The organism is Paracoccus sp. (in: a-proteobacteria) (assembly GCF_047605025.1).
GTDB lineage: Bacteria > Pseudomonadota > Alphaproteobacteria > Rhodobacterales > Rhodobacteraceae > Paracoccus.
This window is the reverse complement of the sequence record NZ_JASGGO010000021.1, coordinates 35871-48915: the sequence shown is the minus strand read 5'-3', so window position 1 is coordinate 48915 and position 13045 is coordinate 35871. Positions and strand designations below refer to the sequence as shown.

13 protein-coding genes are annotated in these 13045 nt (G+C 66.6%); 6 read left to right on the top strand and 7 right to left on the bottom strand.

Annotation, left to right across the window (positions count from 1 at the left end):
* Window positions 1-116 precede the first annotated feature (116 nt).
* From QM682_RS12765 to QM682_RS12735, 7 genes are all read right to left on the bottom strand, one after another.
* Window positions 117-1400 (bottom strand): oligosaccharide MFS transporter, encoded by a 1284-nt coding sequence (locus QM682_RS12765; RefSeq protein WP_415130316.1) that lies wholly within the window; start codon window positions 1398-1400, stop codon window positions 117-119.
* A gap of 180 nt (window positions 1401-1580) precedes the next feature.
* The gene (locus QM682_RS12760; RefSeq protein WP_415130314.1) at window positions 1581-2594 is read right to left on the bottom strand and encodes a LacI family DNA-binding transcriptional regulator; all 1014 of its coding nucleotides are present in this window, start codon (window positions 2592-2594) and stop codon (window positions 1581-1583) included.
* 114 nt (window positions 2595-2708) lie between these two features.
* On the bottom strand, window positions 2709-3737 hold the full coding sequence (gene nudC, locus QM682_RS12755; protein WP_415130312.1) for an NAD(+) diphosphatase: 1029 nt from the start codon (window positions 3735-3737) through the stop codon (window positions 2709-2711).
* A gap of 227 nt (window positions 3738-3964) precedes the next feature.
* Window positions 3965-4726 (bottom strand): amino acid ABC transporter ATP-binding protein, encoded by a 762-nt coding sequence (locus tag QM682_RS12750; RefSeq protein WP_415130310.1) that lies wholly within the window; start codon window positions 4724-4726, stop codon window positions 3965-3967.
* The gene (locus QM682_RS12745; protein ID WP_415130308.1) at window positions 4710-5363 is read right to left on the bottom strand and encodes an amino acid ABC transporter permease; all 654 of its coding nucleotides are present in this window, start codon (window positions 5361-5363) and stop codon (window positions 4710-4712) included. The genes QM682_RS12750 and QM682_RS12745 overlap by 17 nt, the downstream gene beginning before the upstream one ends.
* 3 nt (window positions 5364-5366) lie before the next feature.
* Window positions 5367-6029 carry an amino acid ABC transporter permease gene (locus tag QM682_RS12740; protein WP_415130306.1) on the bottom strand — a complete coding sequence of 221 codons (663 nt, stop codon included), beginning with the start codon at window positions 6027-6029 and terminating at the stop codon, window positions 5367-5369.
* A 15-nt stretch (window positions 6030-6044) separates the two neighbouring features.
* Window positions 6045-6848 (bottom strand): transporter substrate-binding domain-containing protein, encoded by an 804-nt coding sequence (locus tag QM682_RS12735; protein ID WP_415130304.1) that lies wholly within the window; start codon window positions 6846-6848, stop codon window positions 6045-6047.
* Window positions 6849-7321: 473 nt separating this feature from the next.
* Between QM682_RS12735 and QM682_RS12730 the strand changes: the two genes are divergently transcribed.
* Genes QM682_RS12730 through QM682_RS12705 form a run of 6 tightly spaced genes read left to right on the top strand, consistent with a single transcriptional unit; the run spans window position 7322 to window position 12948 of the window.
* Entirely contained in the window at window positions 7322-8815 is a 1494-nt protein-coding gene (locus QM682_RS12730; RefSeq protein WP_415130302.1) for an ABC transporter substrate-binding protein, read from the top strand.
* A 15-nt stretch (window positions 8816-8830) separates the two neighbouring features.
* Window positions 8831-9793: an ABC transporter permease gene (locus tag QM682_RS12725; protein ID WP_415130300.1), complete on the top strand. Its 963-nt coding sequence runs from the start codon at window positions 8831-8833 to the stop codon at window positions 9791-9793.
* Window positions 9790-10599 (top strand): ABC transporter permease, encoded by an 810-nt coding sequence (locus QM682_RS12720; RefSeq protein WP_415130299.1) that lies wholly within the window; start codon window positions 9790-9792, stop codon window positions 10597-10599. Before QM682_RS12725 ends, QM682_RS12720 begins: the two co-directional genes overlap by 4 nt.
* A complete protein-coding gene (locus QM682_RS12715) occupies window positions 10596-11408 on the top strand; it encodes an ATP-binding cassette domain-containing protein (protein ID WP_415130297.1) in 813 nt (270 codons plus the stop codon). The genes QM682_RS12720 and QM682_RS12715 overlap by 4 nt, the downstream gene beginning before the upstream one ends.
* On the top strand, window positions 11405-12172 hold the full coding sequence (locus QM682_RS12710; RefSeq protein ID WP_415130295.1) for an ABC transporter ATP-binding protein: 768 nt from the start codon (window positions 11405-11407) through the stop codon (window positions 12170-12172). The genes QM682_RS12715 and QM682_RS12710 overlap by 4 nt, the downstream gene beginning before the upstream one ends.
* Window positions 12169-12948 carry a DUF1684 domain-containing protein gene (locus tag QM682_RS12705; RefSeq protein ID WP_415130293.1) on the top strand — a complete coding sequence of 260 codons (780 nt, stop codon included), beginning with the start codon at window positions 12169-12171 and terminating at the stop codon, window positions 12946-12948. The genes QM682_RS12710 and QM682_RS12705 overlap by 4 nt, the downstream gene beginning before the upstream one ends.
* Window positions 12949-13045 lie beyond the last annotated feature (97 nt).

The following is a 13045-nucleotide window of genomic DNA, read 5'->3' as shown; positions in this document are numbered from 1 at the left end:
AGTGCGCGACTTCGGGTCGCGGAGCCGATGGGTTTGCAGGCGGAAGGCTGGCGGTGATGGGGTTGCCAGCCTTCGTGGTTCTTAAGACTTGTCGGCGCGTTGGCCAACCGGCTGGCTCAGGACAGGCTGCCCTCGGCCTGGGGGCGCTGCCCGTCGCGGATGAACGGCTCGCCCTCGACATCCTCGTCGTCCTTCTTCAGCGCGAAGAACGCCCAGACGCCGGAACAGGCGACGATGCCCGCGATCACGAGGAACGTGGGCTGGTATCCCAGCGCGTCCCGGATGTAACCGAAGGGTGTCGAGAAGAGGGCACTGCCGAGTTGCGCCGAAATCTCGAAGCCGACCATATACATCGTCGCCGAGAGCGATGCCGGGAAATGCAGCGTGAGGTAGCGGAAGATCCCCAGCACGAACAGCGGCACCTCGACGGCGTGGAACATCTTGATGACCGAGACGGCCACCGGGTCGGTGAAGATCGCCGAACCCAGGATGCGCAGGCACATCACCGAGACGCCCATCAGCAGGATGTTGCGCACGCCCACGCGGCGCATCAGCAGCGGCACGAGCATCATGCAGAAGCCTTCCAGGAAGACCTGCGCCGAGTTCAGGACGCCGTAGGTGCGCAGGCCGGTATCCTCGTTCTCGAACAGTCCCCGGTAGAAGTTCGGGAACATCTGATTGTCGTAAAGGTTGTAGAACGTCCAGCTGAAGACCACGAAGCCGATCACGACCCACAGGTTCTTGTATTTCAGCACCGACAGGATTTCGCGCAGGCTCGGCGCGGTCGGGTGTTCGCTGTGCCCCGGCGCGAGCGGCACCTTGTCGGTCTTCCAGAAGATCTGCACCAGCAGGCAGATGATGCCAAGCAGCGAGCCGAGATAGAAGTTGATGTGCGGGTTGATGGTGAAGATGAAGCCGGTGAACAGCGCGGCGACGGCATAGCCGAGCGATCCCCAGCCACGGGCCTGGCCGTAGTCGAAGCCGTAGGTGCGGCTCAGCCGTTCGGAATACGCCTCAAGCAGACCCACCGCGGCGGTATAGCCGAACGGCAGGTAGATGGCGCCGATCAGCACGCCCATGGCGAAGTTGCTCATCATCGGTTCGTAGACGAAGATCACGAACGGGGCCAGGCAGGCCATGACGAAGGACGCCACGATCACCAGGTGCCGCTTCAGCACGAGGCGGTCCTGCGCCATACCGTAAAACAGCAGCACCGCGATGGTGGTGAGCGAGTTCACCGAATAGATCGTGCCGATCTGGCCACCGCTCAGCCCCAGGCTCTTGTCGAGCCAGGTCGAGAAGAACGACCACCAGATGCCCCATGAGGCAAAGAAGATGAACAGCGTCGTGGAGCTTTGCAGATAAGCCCCGTTCTTGAAGAGTTTGGCGGTGTTCGCCATGGATGAACCTCCCTTGTGCCCCGCAGCGCCGTCGCGTTTCGATCGGTCGGGCGGGGCGATGATGATCTGCGAAAATCGAATCCGCGCGACCCTCAGGCCGGCGCGGGTGCAAGGGTGTCGAGAAAACGATTACCCATGCCGATCCTTCCTCCCTCTCGTATTGCCCCCCTCGCCGCCCGCTCAGACCGAGGCGCGCTCGACCAGGCGGAACGGTATTTCCTCCACGTCCTCCGGCGGGCGTCCCACCCCCGCCAGGATTTCCCCGGCCCTGCGCCCCATCTCGCGATGCGGCAGGGCCATGGTCGTCAGCGGCGGGTCCAGCCGCGCCGCGATCTCGACCTGGTTGTCGAAGCTGGCGACGCTGACATCCTGGGGGATGCGCCAGCCGCCCCGGCGCAGGGCGCCGTAAACCTCAAGTGCGATGCGGTCGTTGCCGCACAGGATGGCGTCGGGGCGTTCCTCGGCGGCCATCCACTGGCCGATCCGGTCGTAAACCAGGCTATGCGCCCGATCCCTATAGGCGGGGCCGCGCGTAGCGGATGCCAGCCAGCTTTCCCGGACCGCCAGGCCGTGGGCGGCATGGGCGCGGCGAAAGCCCTGTTCGCGCAATTCGCCGGCCAGCAGTCCGGGCAGGTTCAGGAAGGCGATGGCGCGGCGCCCGCGTTCGATCAGGTGGCTGGCGATGGTGAAGCCGGCCTGCTCCTCGGCCGGGACCAGGGCGGGGATGCCACCGCCCTCGGCGCGGCAGTTGATCAGCAATTCGATGGATTCGCCCGTTCGCGCCGGCATCGGCACCATGCGGTGATACATGCTGGCATAGGCGATGCGGCTGGGCATCAGACGCTGGATCTCGGCGATGCCATGTTCGACGCCGCGCCGGCCGCCGATATCGGTGACCAGCACGCTGAGTCCGTGCATGCGCAGCACATTGTCCAAGCTGCGCATGATCTCGGTGGCGAAGGGCTGGGTGATCAGCCCTTCGCCGATCAGGCCGACGATGGGCAGCGCGCCCTGGCGCATGCCGCGCGCCACCAGATTGGGCTTGTAGCCAAGCTCCTCGGCCAGCTTGCGGATGCGCTGGCGCGTGTCGTCCGACATGCGGATCGAGCTGTTGTGCAATGCGCCCGACACGGTCTTGACCGACACGCCCAGTTGCCTGGCGATATCTTGCAGGGAAACCTTGGGCTGCGGCATGCGGGTGGAATCATGAGTTAACGATTACGCAGTCCTATTGCGGCAACCCCCAACCCGTCAAGGATGCGATCCAGTGGCGCACAAGCGCCTTGGAGACCGGAAGGCGCAAGTTCGTCAGTCGAAACCCGGCACGCGCCCCTCGACCCAGGCTTGCAGGATCGTCCGGGCTATGGCGCCGGGGCGGGCGGGGATGATCCGGTCATTGCGGCCCGCCAGGGCCTCGGCGATCTCGGCCTTGCTGGTCCATAGCGCGTCCTCCATCTCATGCGGGTCGACGGTGATCTGGCGCGATTCCGCCCGCCCCGTGCAGCCCAGCATCAGCGAGGCCGGGAACGGCCAAGGCTGCGAGGTGACATAGCGCACCGCGCCCACCCGGACGCCCGCCTCCTCGGCGACCTCGCGGCGCACGGCCTCTTCGATGGTTTCGCCCGGCTCGATGAAGCCGGCAAGCAAGGAATACATCCTTTCGGGCCAGGCCGCCTGACGGCCCAGCAGCACCCGGTCGCCGTCAAGGATCAGCATGATCACCACCGGATCGACGCGGGGGAAATGCTCGCGTTCGCAATCCGCGCAGCGCGCCCGCCAGCCGCCATGGCTGACCTGATTTCGGCCGCCGCAACCGGCGCAGAACCGATGCGTCCGCCGCCATTCGAAGACGCCCTTCGCCGCCGCCGCGATCCCGGTTTCGGCATGCTCCATCTCGGCCATGACCGAGCGCAGTTCAAGAAAGACGCGGCTGTCGGGCAGTTCGGCCGGGGTCTGGTCCGGCTGCGCGAGATGCGAGACATCGACGGCGAAATGCGCGGTCCCGCCCCCGTCCAGGCCCAGGAAAACCGCGGGTTCCGGGCCTTGGGCAAGCAGCGGATCGGCGGGGGACAGCCAGGCCAGGCGTGGGCCATTCGCGGTCAGATCGAACAGCGGCTGGCCGTGCCAGAAGGGCAGCGCCCGGCTGGATGGATCGGTCAGCAACCGGGCCATTCCCGGCGCATCGGCACGCAGATGGTCGGCTCGATCCAGGTGGTTGCCGGCAAAGGTGACTTCGGATTCGCATATCATGCCGGCAAGCTGCGCCGGGTTGACGCGCTTGGCAAGTGGCTGTCGGCGATGCGGGCATTCCGGCTGCAATCGGAAGCCGCCCGTCATCGGCGGGTCCGTCCCCCGGCGCGGCCATGGGCTTGCCCGCTGATACGCGGCTCATGCCGAAACCGCGCCTGAGGCGGATAATGGAGTATTTTGCGGGCCGGGGGCGGATCTTATATCGGATCGCGGAATTTCGTGGGGGCAGGTCGTCCATCGACTTAAGCTTCTCGGAATGTCCGATTCCGGCGGCTCCGCCCAGCGAAAACGGGATTTCCTGGAACCCTTCCCTGCTAGTCGTGCAGTGAGGACAGGAACTGGCGCAGTTCCGGCGTCTTGGGCGCGCCGAAGATCTCGGCGGGGGGGCCGACCTCATGCACGCGGCCCAGATGCATGAAAACGACCCGGTTGCTGACCCGGCGGGCAAAGGCCATCTCATGCGTGACCATCAGGAGCGTCATCCCCTCGGCTGCCAGCCGCTCGACCACGCGCAGCACCTCGCCGACCAGTTCGGGGTCCAGCGCGGATGTGATCTCGTCGCACAGCAGCACGGCGGGTTCCATCGCCAGCGCGCGGGCGATGGCGACGCGCTGCTGCTGACCGCCGGAAAGCTGGTCGGGGGTGGCGTCGAACTTCTCGGCCAGGCCCACGCGTTCCAGCAGGGCGCGGGCCTGCGCCTCGGCCTGCGCCTTGTCGCGCTTCTTGACCAGCGTGGGGGCCAGCATGACGTTGCGGCCCACCGACAGATGCGGGAACAGGTTGAAGCTTTGGAAGATCATGCCGACGCGCTGGCGCAATTCGCGCATCGCGCCCGCGTTGTCGTGCAGCAAAGGCCGGCCATCGACGATCAACCCGCCCTCCTGGAACACCTCCAGCCCGTTGATGCAGCGCAGCAGCGTGGACTTGCCGGATCCGCTTTTGCCGATGATCGCCACGACCTCGCCCGGCGCGACCTTCAGGTCGATGCCCTTCAGCACCTCGTTCGTGCCGAAGGATTTGCGCAGGCCCGCGATCTCGACGATGGGGCGGATATGGACATCAGCCTCGGGCGGCATGGGTTTTCCTTTCCAGATGGCGCGCGAGCAGGCTGATCGGATAGCAGATCGCGAAATACATGAGCCCGACACAGGCGAAGACGGAAAAAGGCGCGTAGGTGACATTGGCGATCATGTTGCCCGCCCGCGTCAATTCCACGAACCCCACGACCGAGGCCAGCGCCGTGCCCTTGATGACCTGCACCAGAAAGCCGACCGTCGGTGGGATGGCGATTTTCATCGCCTGCGGCAGGATGACATGGCGCAACTGTTCGCCGAAACTCAGCGCCAGGCTGCTCGACGCCTCCCACTGGCCCTTGGGGATGGCGGCGACGCAGCCGCGCCAGATCTCGGTCAGGAAGGCCGATGTGTAAAGCGTCAGCGCCAGCGAGACCGCGACCCAGACCGAGACCTGGATCCCGAACAGCCGCAGCCCGAAATAGCTGAGGAACAGTTGCATCAGCAGCGGCGTGCCCTGGAAAAGCTGGACATAGCCCGAGAAGACCGGCGCGAATGCCCCGGGCCGCCACAGCCGCGCGACCAGCAGCGCCGCCCCCACCACGCCGCCGCCGATAAAGGCGATCAGTGACAGAAGCAGCGTCCACTGGCTGGCGATCAGCAGATTGCGCAGGATGTCCCAAAGGGTGAAGCTGACCATCCCCTACCCTCCGAAAATAAAGCGCGGCCCGGCCCAGTTCAGGGCGCGGCGCAGCGCGATGGCCAGCAGCAGATAGACCAGCGTGGCGATGATATATGCCTCGAAGGTGCGGAAGGTGGCGGCCGAGATGACATTGGCGGCATAGCTGAGCTCCTCGGTCGCGATCTGGCCGCAGACGGCCGAACCCAGCATCACGATGACGATCTGGCTGACCAGCGCCGGCCAGACCCGCTTCAGCGCCGGCGGCAGCACGACGCGGGTGAATGTCTGGAAACCCGTCAGCGCCAGCGACTGCGCCGCCTCGATCTGGCCGCGTGGCGTGGACATCAGGCCCGCGCGCACGATCTCGGTGCCGTAGGCGCCAAGGTTCAGCGTCATCGCCAGCACCGAGGCGATGGGCGGCGACAGCCGGATCCCCAGCGAAGGCAGGCCGAAGAAGATGAAGAACAGTTGCACGATGAAGGGCGTGTTGCGCACCAGTTCGACATAGGCGCCGATGGGCACGGCCAGCCAGACCGGCCCCCGGCTGCGCCCGGCGGCACAGGCGACCGCCACCACAAGGCCGATCGCCATGGCCACGAAGGTCAGGCCCAGCGTCCAGACCACGCCGACCAGCAGCATCGGCCAGTCGCGCAGGACGGCAAGGAAATCAAGCTCGACGTTCATCGTTGCTGCCGCACCCTATTCGCTCAGCGGCAGTTCGCTCTTGATCGGCTGACCCAGCCATTTTTCGGACATGGCGTTCAGCGTGCCGTCCGCCTTGGCGGCCAGGATGATCTCGTTCACCTTGGCGCGCAGCCCGTCCTGACCCTTGGCGATGCCGATGAAGCAGGGGCTGTCCTTGATCAGCAGCTTGAATTCGGCCTCAAGCTTGGGGTTGTTCTGCGTCATCAGGGTCGCGTTCGACACCGAGGTCGCGATCACATCCGTCTGGCCCGCGACGAAGGCGGCGGTCGATGCCGCCTGATCCTCGTAGCGTTTGAACTCCATGCCGGCGGGGCCGAGCTTGACCAGTTCCTGTTCCTCCATCGCGCCCTTGGCGACGGCGATGGTCTTGCCGGCCAGGTCGTCGAAGCTGGCGACGGTCAGCGATTTCGGTCCATAGACCGCCTGGAAGAAGGGCGCATAGGCATGGGTGAAGTCGATGACCTTCATCCGCTCCGCGTTCTTGCCCAGGGTCGAGATCACCAGCTCGACCTGCCCGGTCTGGACATAGGGCACGCGGTTGGCGCTGGTCACGGGAACCATTTCCAGTGTCACGCCCATCTTTTCCGCGATCAGCTTGGCCATGTCGATGTCCAGCCCCTGCGGTTGCAGGTCGGTGCCGACGAAGCCATAGGGTGGATAGTCGGTCGGCACGGCGATGCGGATGGTGCCAGAGCTTTCGACCTTTGCCAGAGCATCCTGCGCATGAACTGCGGGTGCGGCCACAAGGGTCATAAGGGCGGCAAAGGCGGAAAAGACGCGACGGCGACTGATATGCATTGGAATCTCCCTGTCTGATCCCAATGGCGACAGCTCGTCTGGCGGGGTCAATATCGTCGGCGGGCCGATCGGCGGGTTTGCTTCGTCTCGCTGTCTGGATGAACCATGCCGCAGGATTTTGCACAGCAATCGGGCAGCGCGGAAAGGCGCTTGCGGCCCGCTGGCGGCAGAGCATCCAAGGGGATGGGGCGCGTCATCGGGGCCTGGGCTTGATGGCCGGTGGACATGTCCCTGGTCCCCGATCCGCGACGGTCCGCCCGGATATGTGCCATCGCGAGAATCTTCGCGGGCGTGACCGGGGGTGGAAGGGGCGCGAAAAAGGCCGCGGAAGGATTTTCCCGGCGAGGCCCGAAACTGCGAATGGAATGCCTGCGGCAGGCCCATGCTTCGCGACGGCTTTCGCTATGTCCCACTCGTCATTTCATTGGTTTCGGAATAGATTTGGCGCCAGTCAGCCTTTGGAAGGTATCAGGATGAGCTTCACTTTCATGTCTCCCCGCGCGGTCGGTCTGGCATTTTGCGCGCTGGTCGCTGCGGCCGGGCCGGGGATGGCGGCCGATGATCCGGCCGCGATCATCCGCATCGGCTCGCTCTACGAACCGCAGAACCTCGACAATACCGCCGGGGCCGGACAGGGCATCAGCGAAGCCTTCAACGACAATGTTTATGAGGCGCTGTTCCGGCTGAACGACGATGGCTCGGTCTCGCCGGTGCTGGCGGCGGGGCATACGGTCTCGGAGGACGGGCTGACCCACACCTTCACGCTGCAACCCGGCGTGAGCTTTCATTCCGGCGATCCGCTGACCGCGACGGATGTGAAATATTCGATCGAGCGGGTGGCGGCCGAAGCCTCGAAATCCTCGCGCAAGAAAAGCCTTTCGACCATCGCCGGGATCGAGACCCCGGACGAGCGGACCGTGGTGATCAAGCTTTCCTCCAAATCGATCTCGCTGCCCTATAATCTCAGCTATGTCTGGATCGTGAACGACGCGGCGGGCGACATCACCGGCAAAGAGGACGGAACCGGCCCCTATAAGCTGGCCGAGTGGAAGCGCGGCTCGGCGCTGTCGCTTCAGACCTTCGATGGCTATTGGGGCCAGAAGCCCGCGAACGGGGGCGCGATCTTCAGCTATTTCACGGATGCCTCGGCCCAGAACAATGCGTTGCTGACCGATGCCGTGGATCTTATCACCTCGGTCCAAAGCCCCGACGCGCTGGCGCTGTTCGAGGATCCCTCGGCCTTCACCATCTCGGAAGGCAGTTCCACCACGAAAGAGATCATGGCCTATAACGACCGCGTCGCGCCCTTCGACGATGCGCGCGTGCGCAAGGCGCTGGCCCGCGCGGTGGACAAGAAGCGGCTGCTGGAGGCGATCTGGGGCGACCGGGGCGCGGTGCTGGGTTCCTTCGTGCCGCCGACCGATCCCTGGTATGAGGACCTGACCGGCATCGATCCCTATGATCCCGAAAGCGCCAAGGCGCTGCTGGCCGAGGCTGGACATGGCGGGGGCTTTGCCTTCACGCTGGAAACGCCCAATTACGATCCCCATCCCATCGTGGCCGAGTTCCTGAAGGCGGAGCTGGCCAAGATCGGCGTCACGGTGAACATCCATGTCATCACCGCGAACGAATGGTATACTAAGGTCTATCAGGCGCATGACTTCCAGGCCACGCTGCAAGAGCATGTGAACCACCGCGATATCGTCTTCTATGGCAATCCCGACTTCTACTGGGGCTATGACAATCCCAAGGTCTCGGAACTGATCAATGCCGCCGAGGCGTCGGACAGCGAGGACGCGCAGGCGGCGACCCTGCGCGAGGCCAACCGGATCATCGTCGAGGACGCGGCCTCGAACTGGCTTTACCTTTATCCGCAGCTTGTGGTCTCGTCGGCGAAGGTGGCGCACTATCCGGTCAACGGGCTGAACGCGCAGTTCTTCCTGCGCGGCGTCACCAAGTCGCAATGACCTGAAGGGGGCGGGATGGGTCGCTATCTGCTGCGCCGGACCTTCGTGCTGGTCCTGTCGCTGGTCGCGGCGGGGCTGGTGCTGTTCGTGCTGCTGCGGCTTCTGCCCGGTGATCCGGCGGCGGCGCTGCTGTCCGTCGGCGCCGATGAGGCGCAGATCGCCGCCGCCCGCGCCCAGGTCGGCAGCGACCGGCCGCTGCCGGTGCAACTGGGGCTTTTCCTGGCCGACCTGGCGCGGTTCGACCTGGGCATATCCTTCGTCTCGAACGCCCCGGTCCTGCCCGAGATCGTGGCGCGGCTGGGCGTCACCCTGCCGCTGACCTTCGCGGCCTTCGTGCTGGCGATCCTGATCGCGGTGCCTTTGGGCACGCTGGCGGCGGTCAAGTCGGATCGCTGGTATGGCGCGCTGATCTCGGCGGTGTCGCAATTCGGGATCGCGGTGCCGGTCTTCTGGATCGGGATCATGCTGGTCTGGATCGTCGCGGTGAAGTGGCGGCTGCTGCCGGCCTCGGGCTTTCCCATCGGCGGCTGGGCCACGGCGGGCGAGGCCGCGCGCGCCCTGATCCTGCCGGTCGTCACCGTGGCGCTGGTCATGTCGGCCTCGCTTCTGCGCTATGTGCGGGCGGCGGTGCAGGATGTGCTTGGGGCGGATTACCTGCGCAATGCCCGCGCGCTTGGCGCCAGCTTTCCCCAGGCGCTGGTCCGGCACGGGCTGCGCAATGCCAGCGTGCCGGTGATTTCGGTCCTGGGGATCGAACTGGCCTCGACCCTGCTGGGCGCGGTGGTGGTCGAGCGGGTCTTCGCGCTGCCCGGCCTGGGCTCGATGCTGCTTCTGGGCATCCAGCAGCGCGACTATCCCAGCGTGCAGGGGGTGCTTCTGGTGACGACGCTTCTGGTGCTGCTGATCGGCTTCGCCGCCGATGTCATCCAGCGCCTGATCGACCCGCGCCTGCGCGACGCCAAGGGGGGCAGGGCATGAGGCGCCCGGCATTGTGGATCGGGCTCGTTCTGGTCGGGATCAACCTGGCGGTGGCGCTGCTGACGCTGGTCTGGCTGCCCTATGATCCGACCGCGATGGCGGGAGGGCGGCTGAAGCCGCCCTCTTGGCAGCATTGGGCCGGCACCGACCGGCTGGGCCGGGACTACTTCACCCAGGTCATGATCGGCGCGCGCATCGCGCTAAGCGTGGGCATCGGCGCGGCGGCGCTTGGCGGGGTGATCGGGACCGTGCTGGGGGTGCTCGCGGCTTTCGCGCGGCGCGGCGCGGATGATGCGCTGGCGGCGGCGCTGGACATCCTGATCGCCTTTCCGACGCTTTTGCTGGCGATGCTGGTGGTGGCGGCCAGCGACGGGGCCAGCCTGGGCACCGCGATCCTGGCCATCGGCCTTGCCATGTCGGCCATCGTCGCGCGGCTGGTGCGTATTCTGACGAAGCGCGTGCTGGCACAGGATTTCATCACCGCCGCGCGCTGCGCGGGCCTGGGCTGGGGGCGGATCGTGCTGACCCATGTTCTGCCGAATATCGCGCCCACCGTCCTGGTCGCCATCGCCCTGCAATTCGGCCTTGCCGTGATCGCCGAGGCATCGCTTTCCTATCTGGGCCTTGGCGCGCCACCGCCCAACGCCTCCTGGGGCCAGCTTCTGCAACAGGCGCAATCCACGGTCTTTGCCGCGCCGATGGGCGTGATCGCGCCGGGGCTGGCTTTGGTCGCGCTGGTGCTGGGGATCAATTTCCTGGCCGATGGGCTGCGCGACCTGCTGGACCCGGAAAGGAACGCGGCATGACCTTGCTTTCCGTCGAAAACCTGCGCGTCTCGGCACCGGGGGGCGAACTGGTCCACGGTGTCACCTTTACGCTGCAACCGGGCGAGCGGCTGGGACTGGTCGGGGAAAGCGGCTCGGGCAAGTCGCTGACGGCGATGTCGGTGGTGGGTCTGCTGGCGGCGGGCCTGCGGGCCGGGGGTTCGATCCTGCTGGACGGGCGGCAGATGGTGGGCCAGCCCGACCGGCGCATCGTGCCCCTGCGCGGCGCGGTCGCCTCGGTGGTCTTCCAGGATCCGCGCTCGGCGCTTGATCCGCTGATGCGCCTTGGCCGCCAATTGGCCGCTCCGATCCGCCGCCGCGCCGCGCGCGAGGGTCGCGGCCTGACCGCCGCCGCCCTGCGGGCCGAGCAGGCCCGCTGGCTGGAGCGCGTGGCCATAACCGATCCGGGGCGCATCCTGGATGCCTATCCGCATGAGGTCTCGGGCGGGCAGCGCCAGCGCGTCGCCATCGCCATGGCGCTGGCCTGCGGCCCCCGCCTGCTGATCGCGGACGAGCCGACCACGGCGCTGGACGTGACCACGCAGGCCGAGGTGCTGGACCTGCTGGACGGGCTGGTCAGGTCCGAAGGGCTGGCGCTGCTGTTCATCAGCCATGACCTGCCCGTGGTCGCCCGCATCACCGACCGCGTGATCGTCATGCGCCAGGGCGGCGTGGTCGAGACGGGCCCGGCCCGGCGGGTCTTTACCGAACCGCGCCACGATTACACGAAAACGCTGCTCGGCGCCGCGCGCCGGCTGGAAGCCGCCCTGAACCCCGAGGCCGCGCCATGAGCCTTTTCGCGCTGAAGGATGTCTCATACGGCTATGACCGGACAACGCCCGTGCTGCACGGCGTCTCGCTGCGGGTCGAGCAGGGGCAAAGCCTTGGCATCCTGGGGGAAAGCGGCTCGGGGAAATCGACGCTGCTGCGGCTGCTTCTGGGGCTGGCCTCGCCGGGCGCCGGAACGGTCGAGGCCGATGGCAGCCCGCTTGACCTGCGCTCGCGCATGCGGATGACGGCGCATCGGCGCTTTGTCCAGCCGGTGTTCCAGGACCCCTATACCTCGCTCGATCCGCGCATGAAGGTGGGCCGGATCGTCGCCGAACCCCATGCCGCGCTGGACCTGCCTGGCGACATCTCGGCCGAGGTCGCCCGCGTGCTGGCCGCCGTCGGTCTGCCCCCCGACAGCGCCGGGCGCTATCCGCGCGCCTTTTCGGGCGGCCAGCGCCAGCGCATCGCCATCGCCCGCGCGCTGATCGCCCGCCCGCGCGTCCTGATCGCGGACGAGCCGGTCAGCGCGCTGGACCTATCGACCCGCGTGCGCGTCATCGACCTGCTGGCCGATCTTGCACGCGAATTGACGCTGGTTCTGGTCTCGCATGACATTGCCATCGTGGCGGCGCTTTGCCCGCGCATGGTGGTGCTGCAACAGGGCCGCATCGTCGAGGCGGGCGCCACCCGCGACATCCTGCGCGCGCCGAGTCATCCCTATACCCAACGGCTTCTGGCCAGCCTGCCCAAGCTGCCCCGGCCGCAACAAGGACAATCCGCATGACCGCCTATCAGACCGAGATCGCCGAATGGCGCGAGGCCCGCCTGGCCGCGCTTACCGCCGAGGATGGCTGGCTGGACCTGACCGACCGCGTCGAGATCACGCCCGGTCGCATGACGGTGGGCACCGCGCCCGAAAACGACGTGGTGATTTCGGCCGGCCCGGCGCATCTGGGTGTGCTGGACCTGGCCCCGGACGGGCGCGCCAGCTTCGACGCGGGCGAGGGGTCGCGCGACTTCGCCCCGGTGCCCGACAATCCGCCGCGCCTGAAGGTGGGCGCGCTGCTGCTTGAGGCAACCGTGGTCGAGGGGCAGTATGCGTTGCGGGTGCGCGACACGCTGGCGCCCGCCCGCACCGGCTTTCGCGGCATCGACAGCTTCCCGATAGATCCCGCCTGGCGGATCGAGGCCGATTGGCAGGCGCTGGAACAGGCGCGAACCCTTGGCATAGACACGGTGACCGGGATCGCGACCTCGGTGCAACTGACGCACCAGGCGCGTTTCAGCCATGAGGGGGTGGAGATCACGCTGCTGCCGACGCATTGGAAATCCGGCAAGCCCATGTTCGTCATCCGCGACCGCACCTCGGGCCGCGAGACCTATGGCGCCTCGCGCTTTCTGATCGGCGAGGTCAGTGGCGACAAGGTGGTGCTGGATTTCAACAAGGCGTTTAATCCGCCCTGCGCCTTCAGCGAATTCGCGGTCTGCCCGCTGCCTCCGCCCCAGAACATCCTGCGCTTCGAGATCCGCGCCGGCGAAAGGAAGCCTCGCGCTTCCTGAATCTTACGGGGCCAGGCCAGATGCTGCGCCGCGTTCGTCCGATCTGGACGCTTCTTCTTGCGCCCGCCGGCGCAGTAGGGCGTCATGGCCGGCCGTG

Excerpts from the sequence above, each read along its gene's own strand:
- QM682_RS12765 (WP_415130316.1), bottom strand. The coding sequence starts at position 1,400 with ATGGCGAACACCGCCAAACTCTTCAAGAACGGGGCTTATCTGCAAAGC.
- QM682_RS12760 (WP_415130314.1), bottom strand. The coding sequence starts at position 2,594 with ATGCCGCAGCCCAAGGTTTCCCTGCAAGATATCGCCAGGCAACTGGGC.
- nudC (WP_415130312.1), bottom strand. The coding sequence starts at position 3,737 with ATGACGGGCGGCTTCCGATTGCAGCCGGAATGCCCGCATCGCCGACAG.
- QM682_RS12750 (WP_415130310.1), bottom strand. The coding sequence starts at position 4,726 with ATGCCGCCCGAGGCTGATGTCCATATCCGCCCCATCGTCGAGATCGCG.
- QM682_RS12745 (WP_415130308.1), bottom strand. The coding sequence starts at position 5,363 with ATGGTCAGCTTCACCCTTTGGGACATCCTGCGCAATCTGCTGATCGCC.
- QM682_RS12740 (WP_415130306.1), bottom strand. The coding sequence starts at position 6,029 with ATGAACGTCGAGCTTGATTTCCTTGCCGTCCTGCGCGACTGGCCGATG.
- QM682_RS12735 (WP_415130304.1), bottom strand. The coding sequence starts at position 6,848 with ATGCATATCAGTCGCCGTCGCGTCTTTTCCGCCTTTGCCGCCCTTATG.
- QM682_RS12730 (WP_415130302.1), top strand. The coding sequence starts at position 7,322 with ATGAGCTTCACTTTCATGTCTCCCCGCGCGGTCGGTCTGGCATTTTGC.
- QM682_RS12725 (WP_415130300.1), top strand. The coding sequence starts at position 8,831 with ATGGGTCGCTATCTGCTGCGCCGGACCTTCGTGCTGGTCCTGTCGCTG.
- QM682_RS12720 (WP_415130299.1), top strand. The coding sequence starts at position 9,790 with ATGAGGCGCCCGGCATTGTGGATCGGGCTCGTTCTGGTCGGGATCAAC.
- QM682_RS12715 (WP_415130297.1), top strand. The coding sequence starts at position 10,596 with ATGACCTTGCTTTCCGTCGAAAACCTGCGCGTCTCGGCACCGGGGGGC.
- QM682_RS12710 (WP_415130295.1), top strand. The coding sequence starts at position 11,405 with ATGAGCCTTTTCGCGCTGAAGGATGTCTCATACGGCTATGACCGGACA.
- QM682_RS12705 (WP_415130293.1), top strand. The coding sequence starts at position 12,169 with ATGACCGCCTATCAGACCGAGATCGCCGAATGGCGCGAGGCCCGCCTG.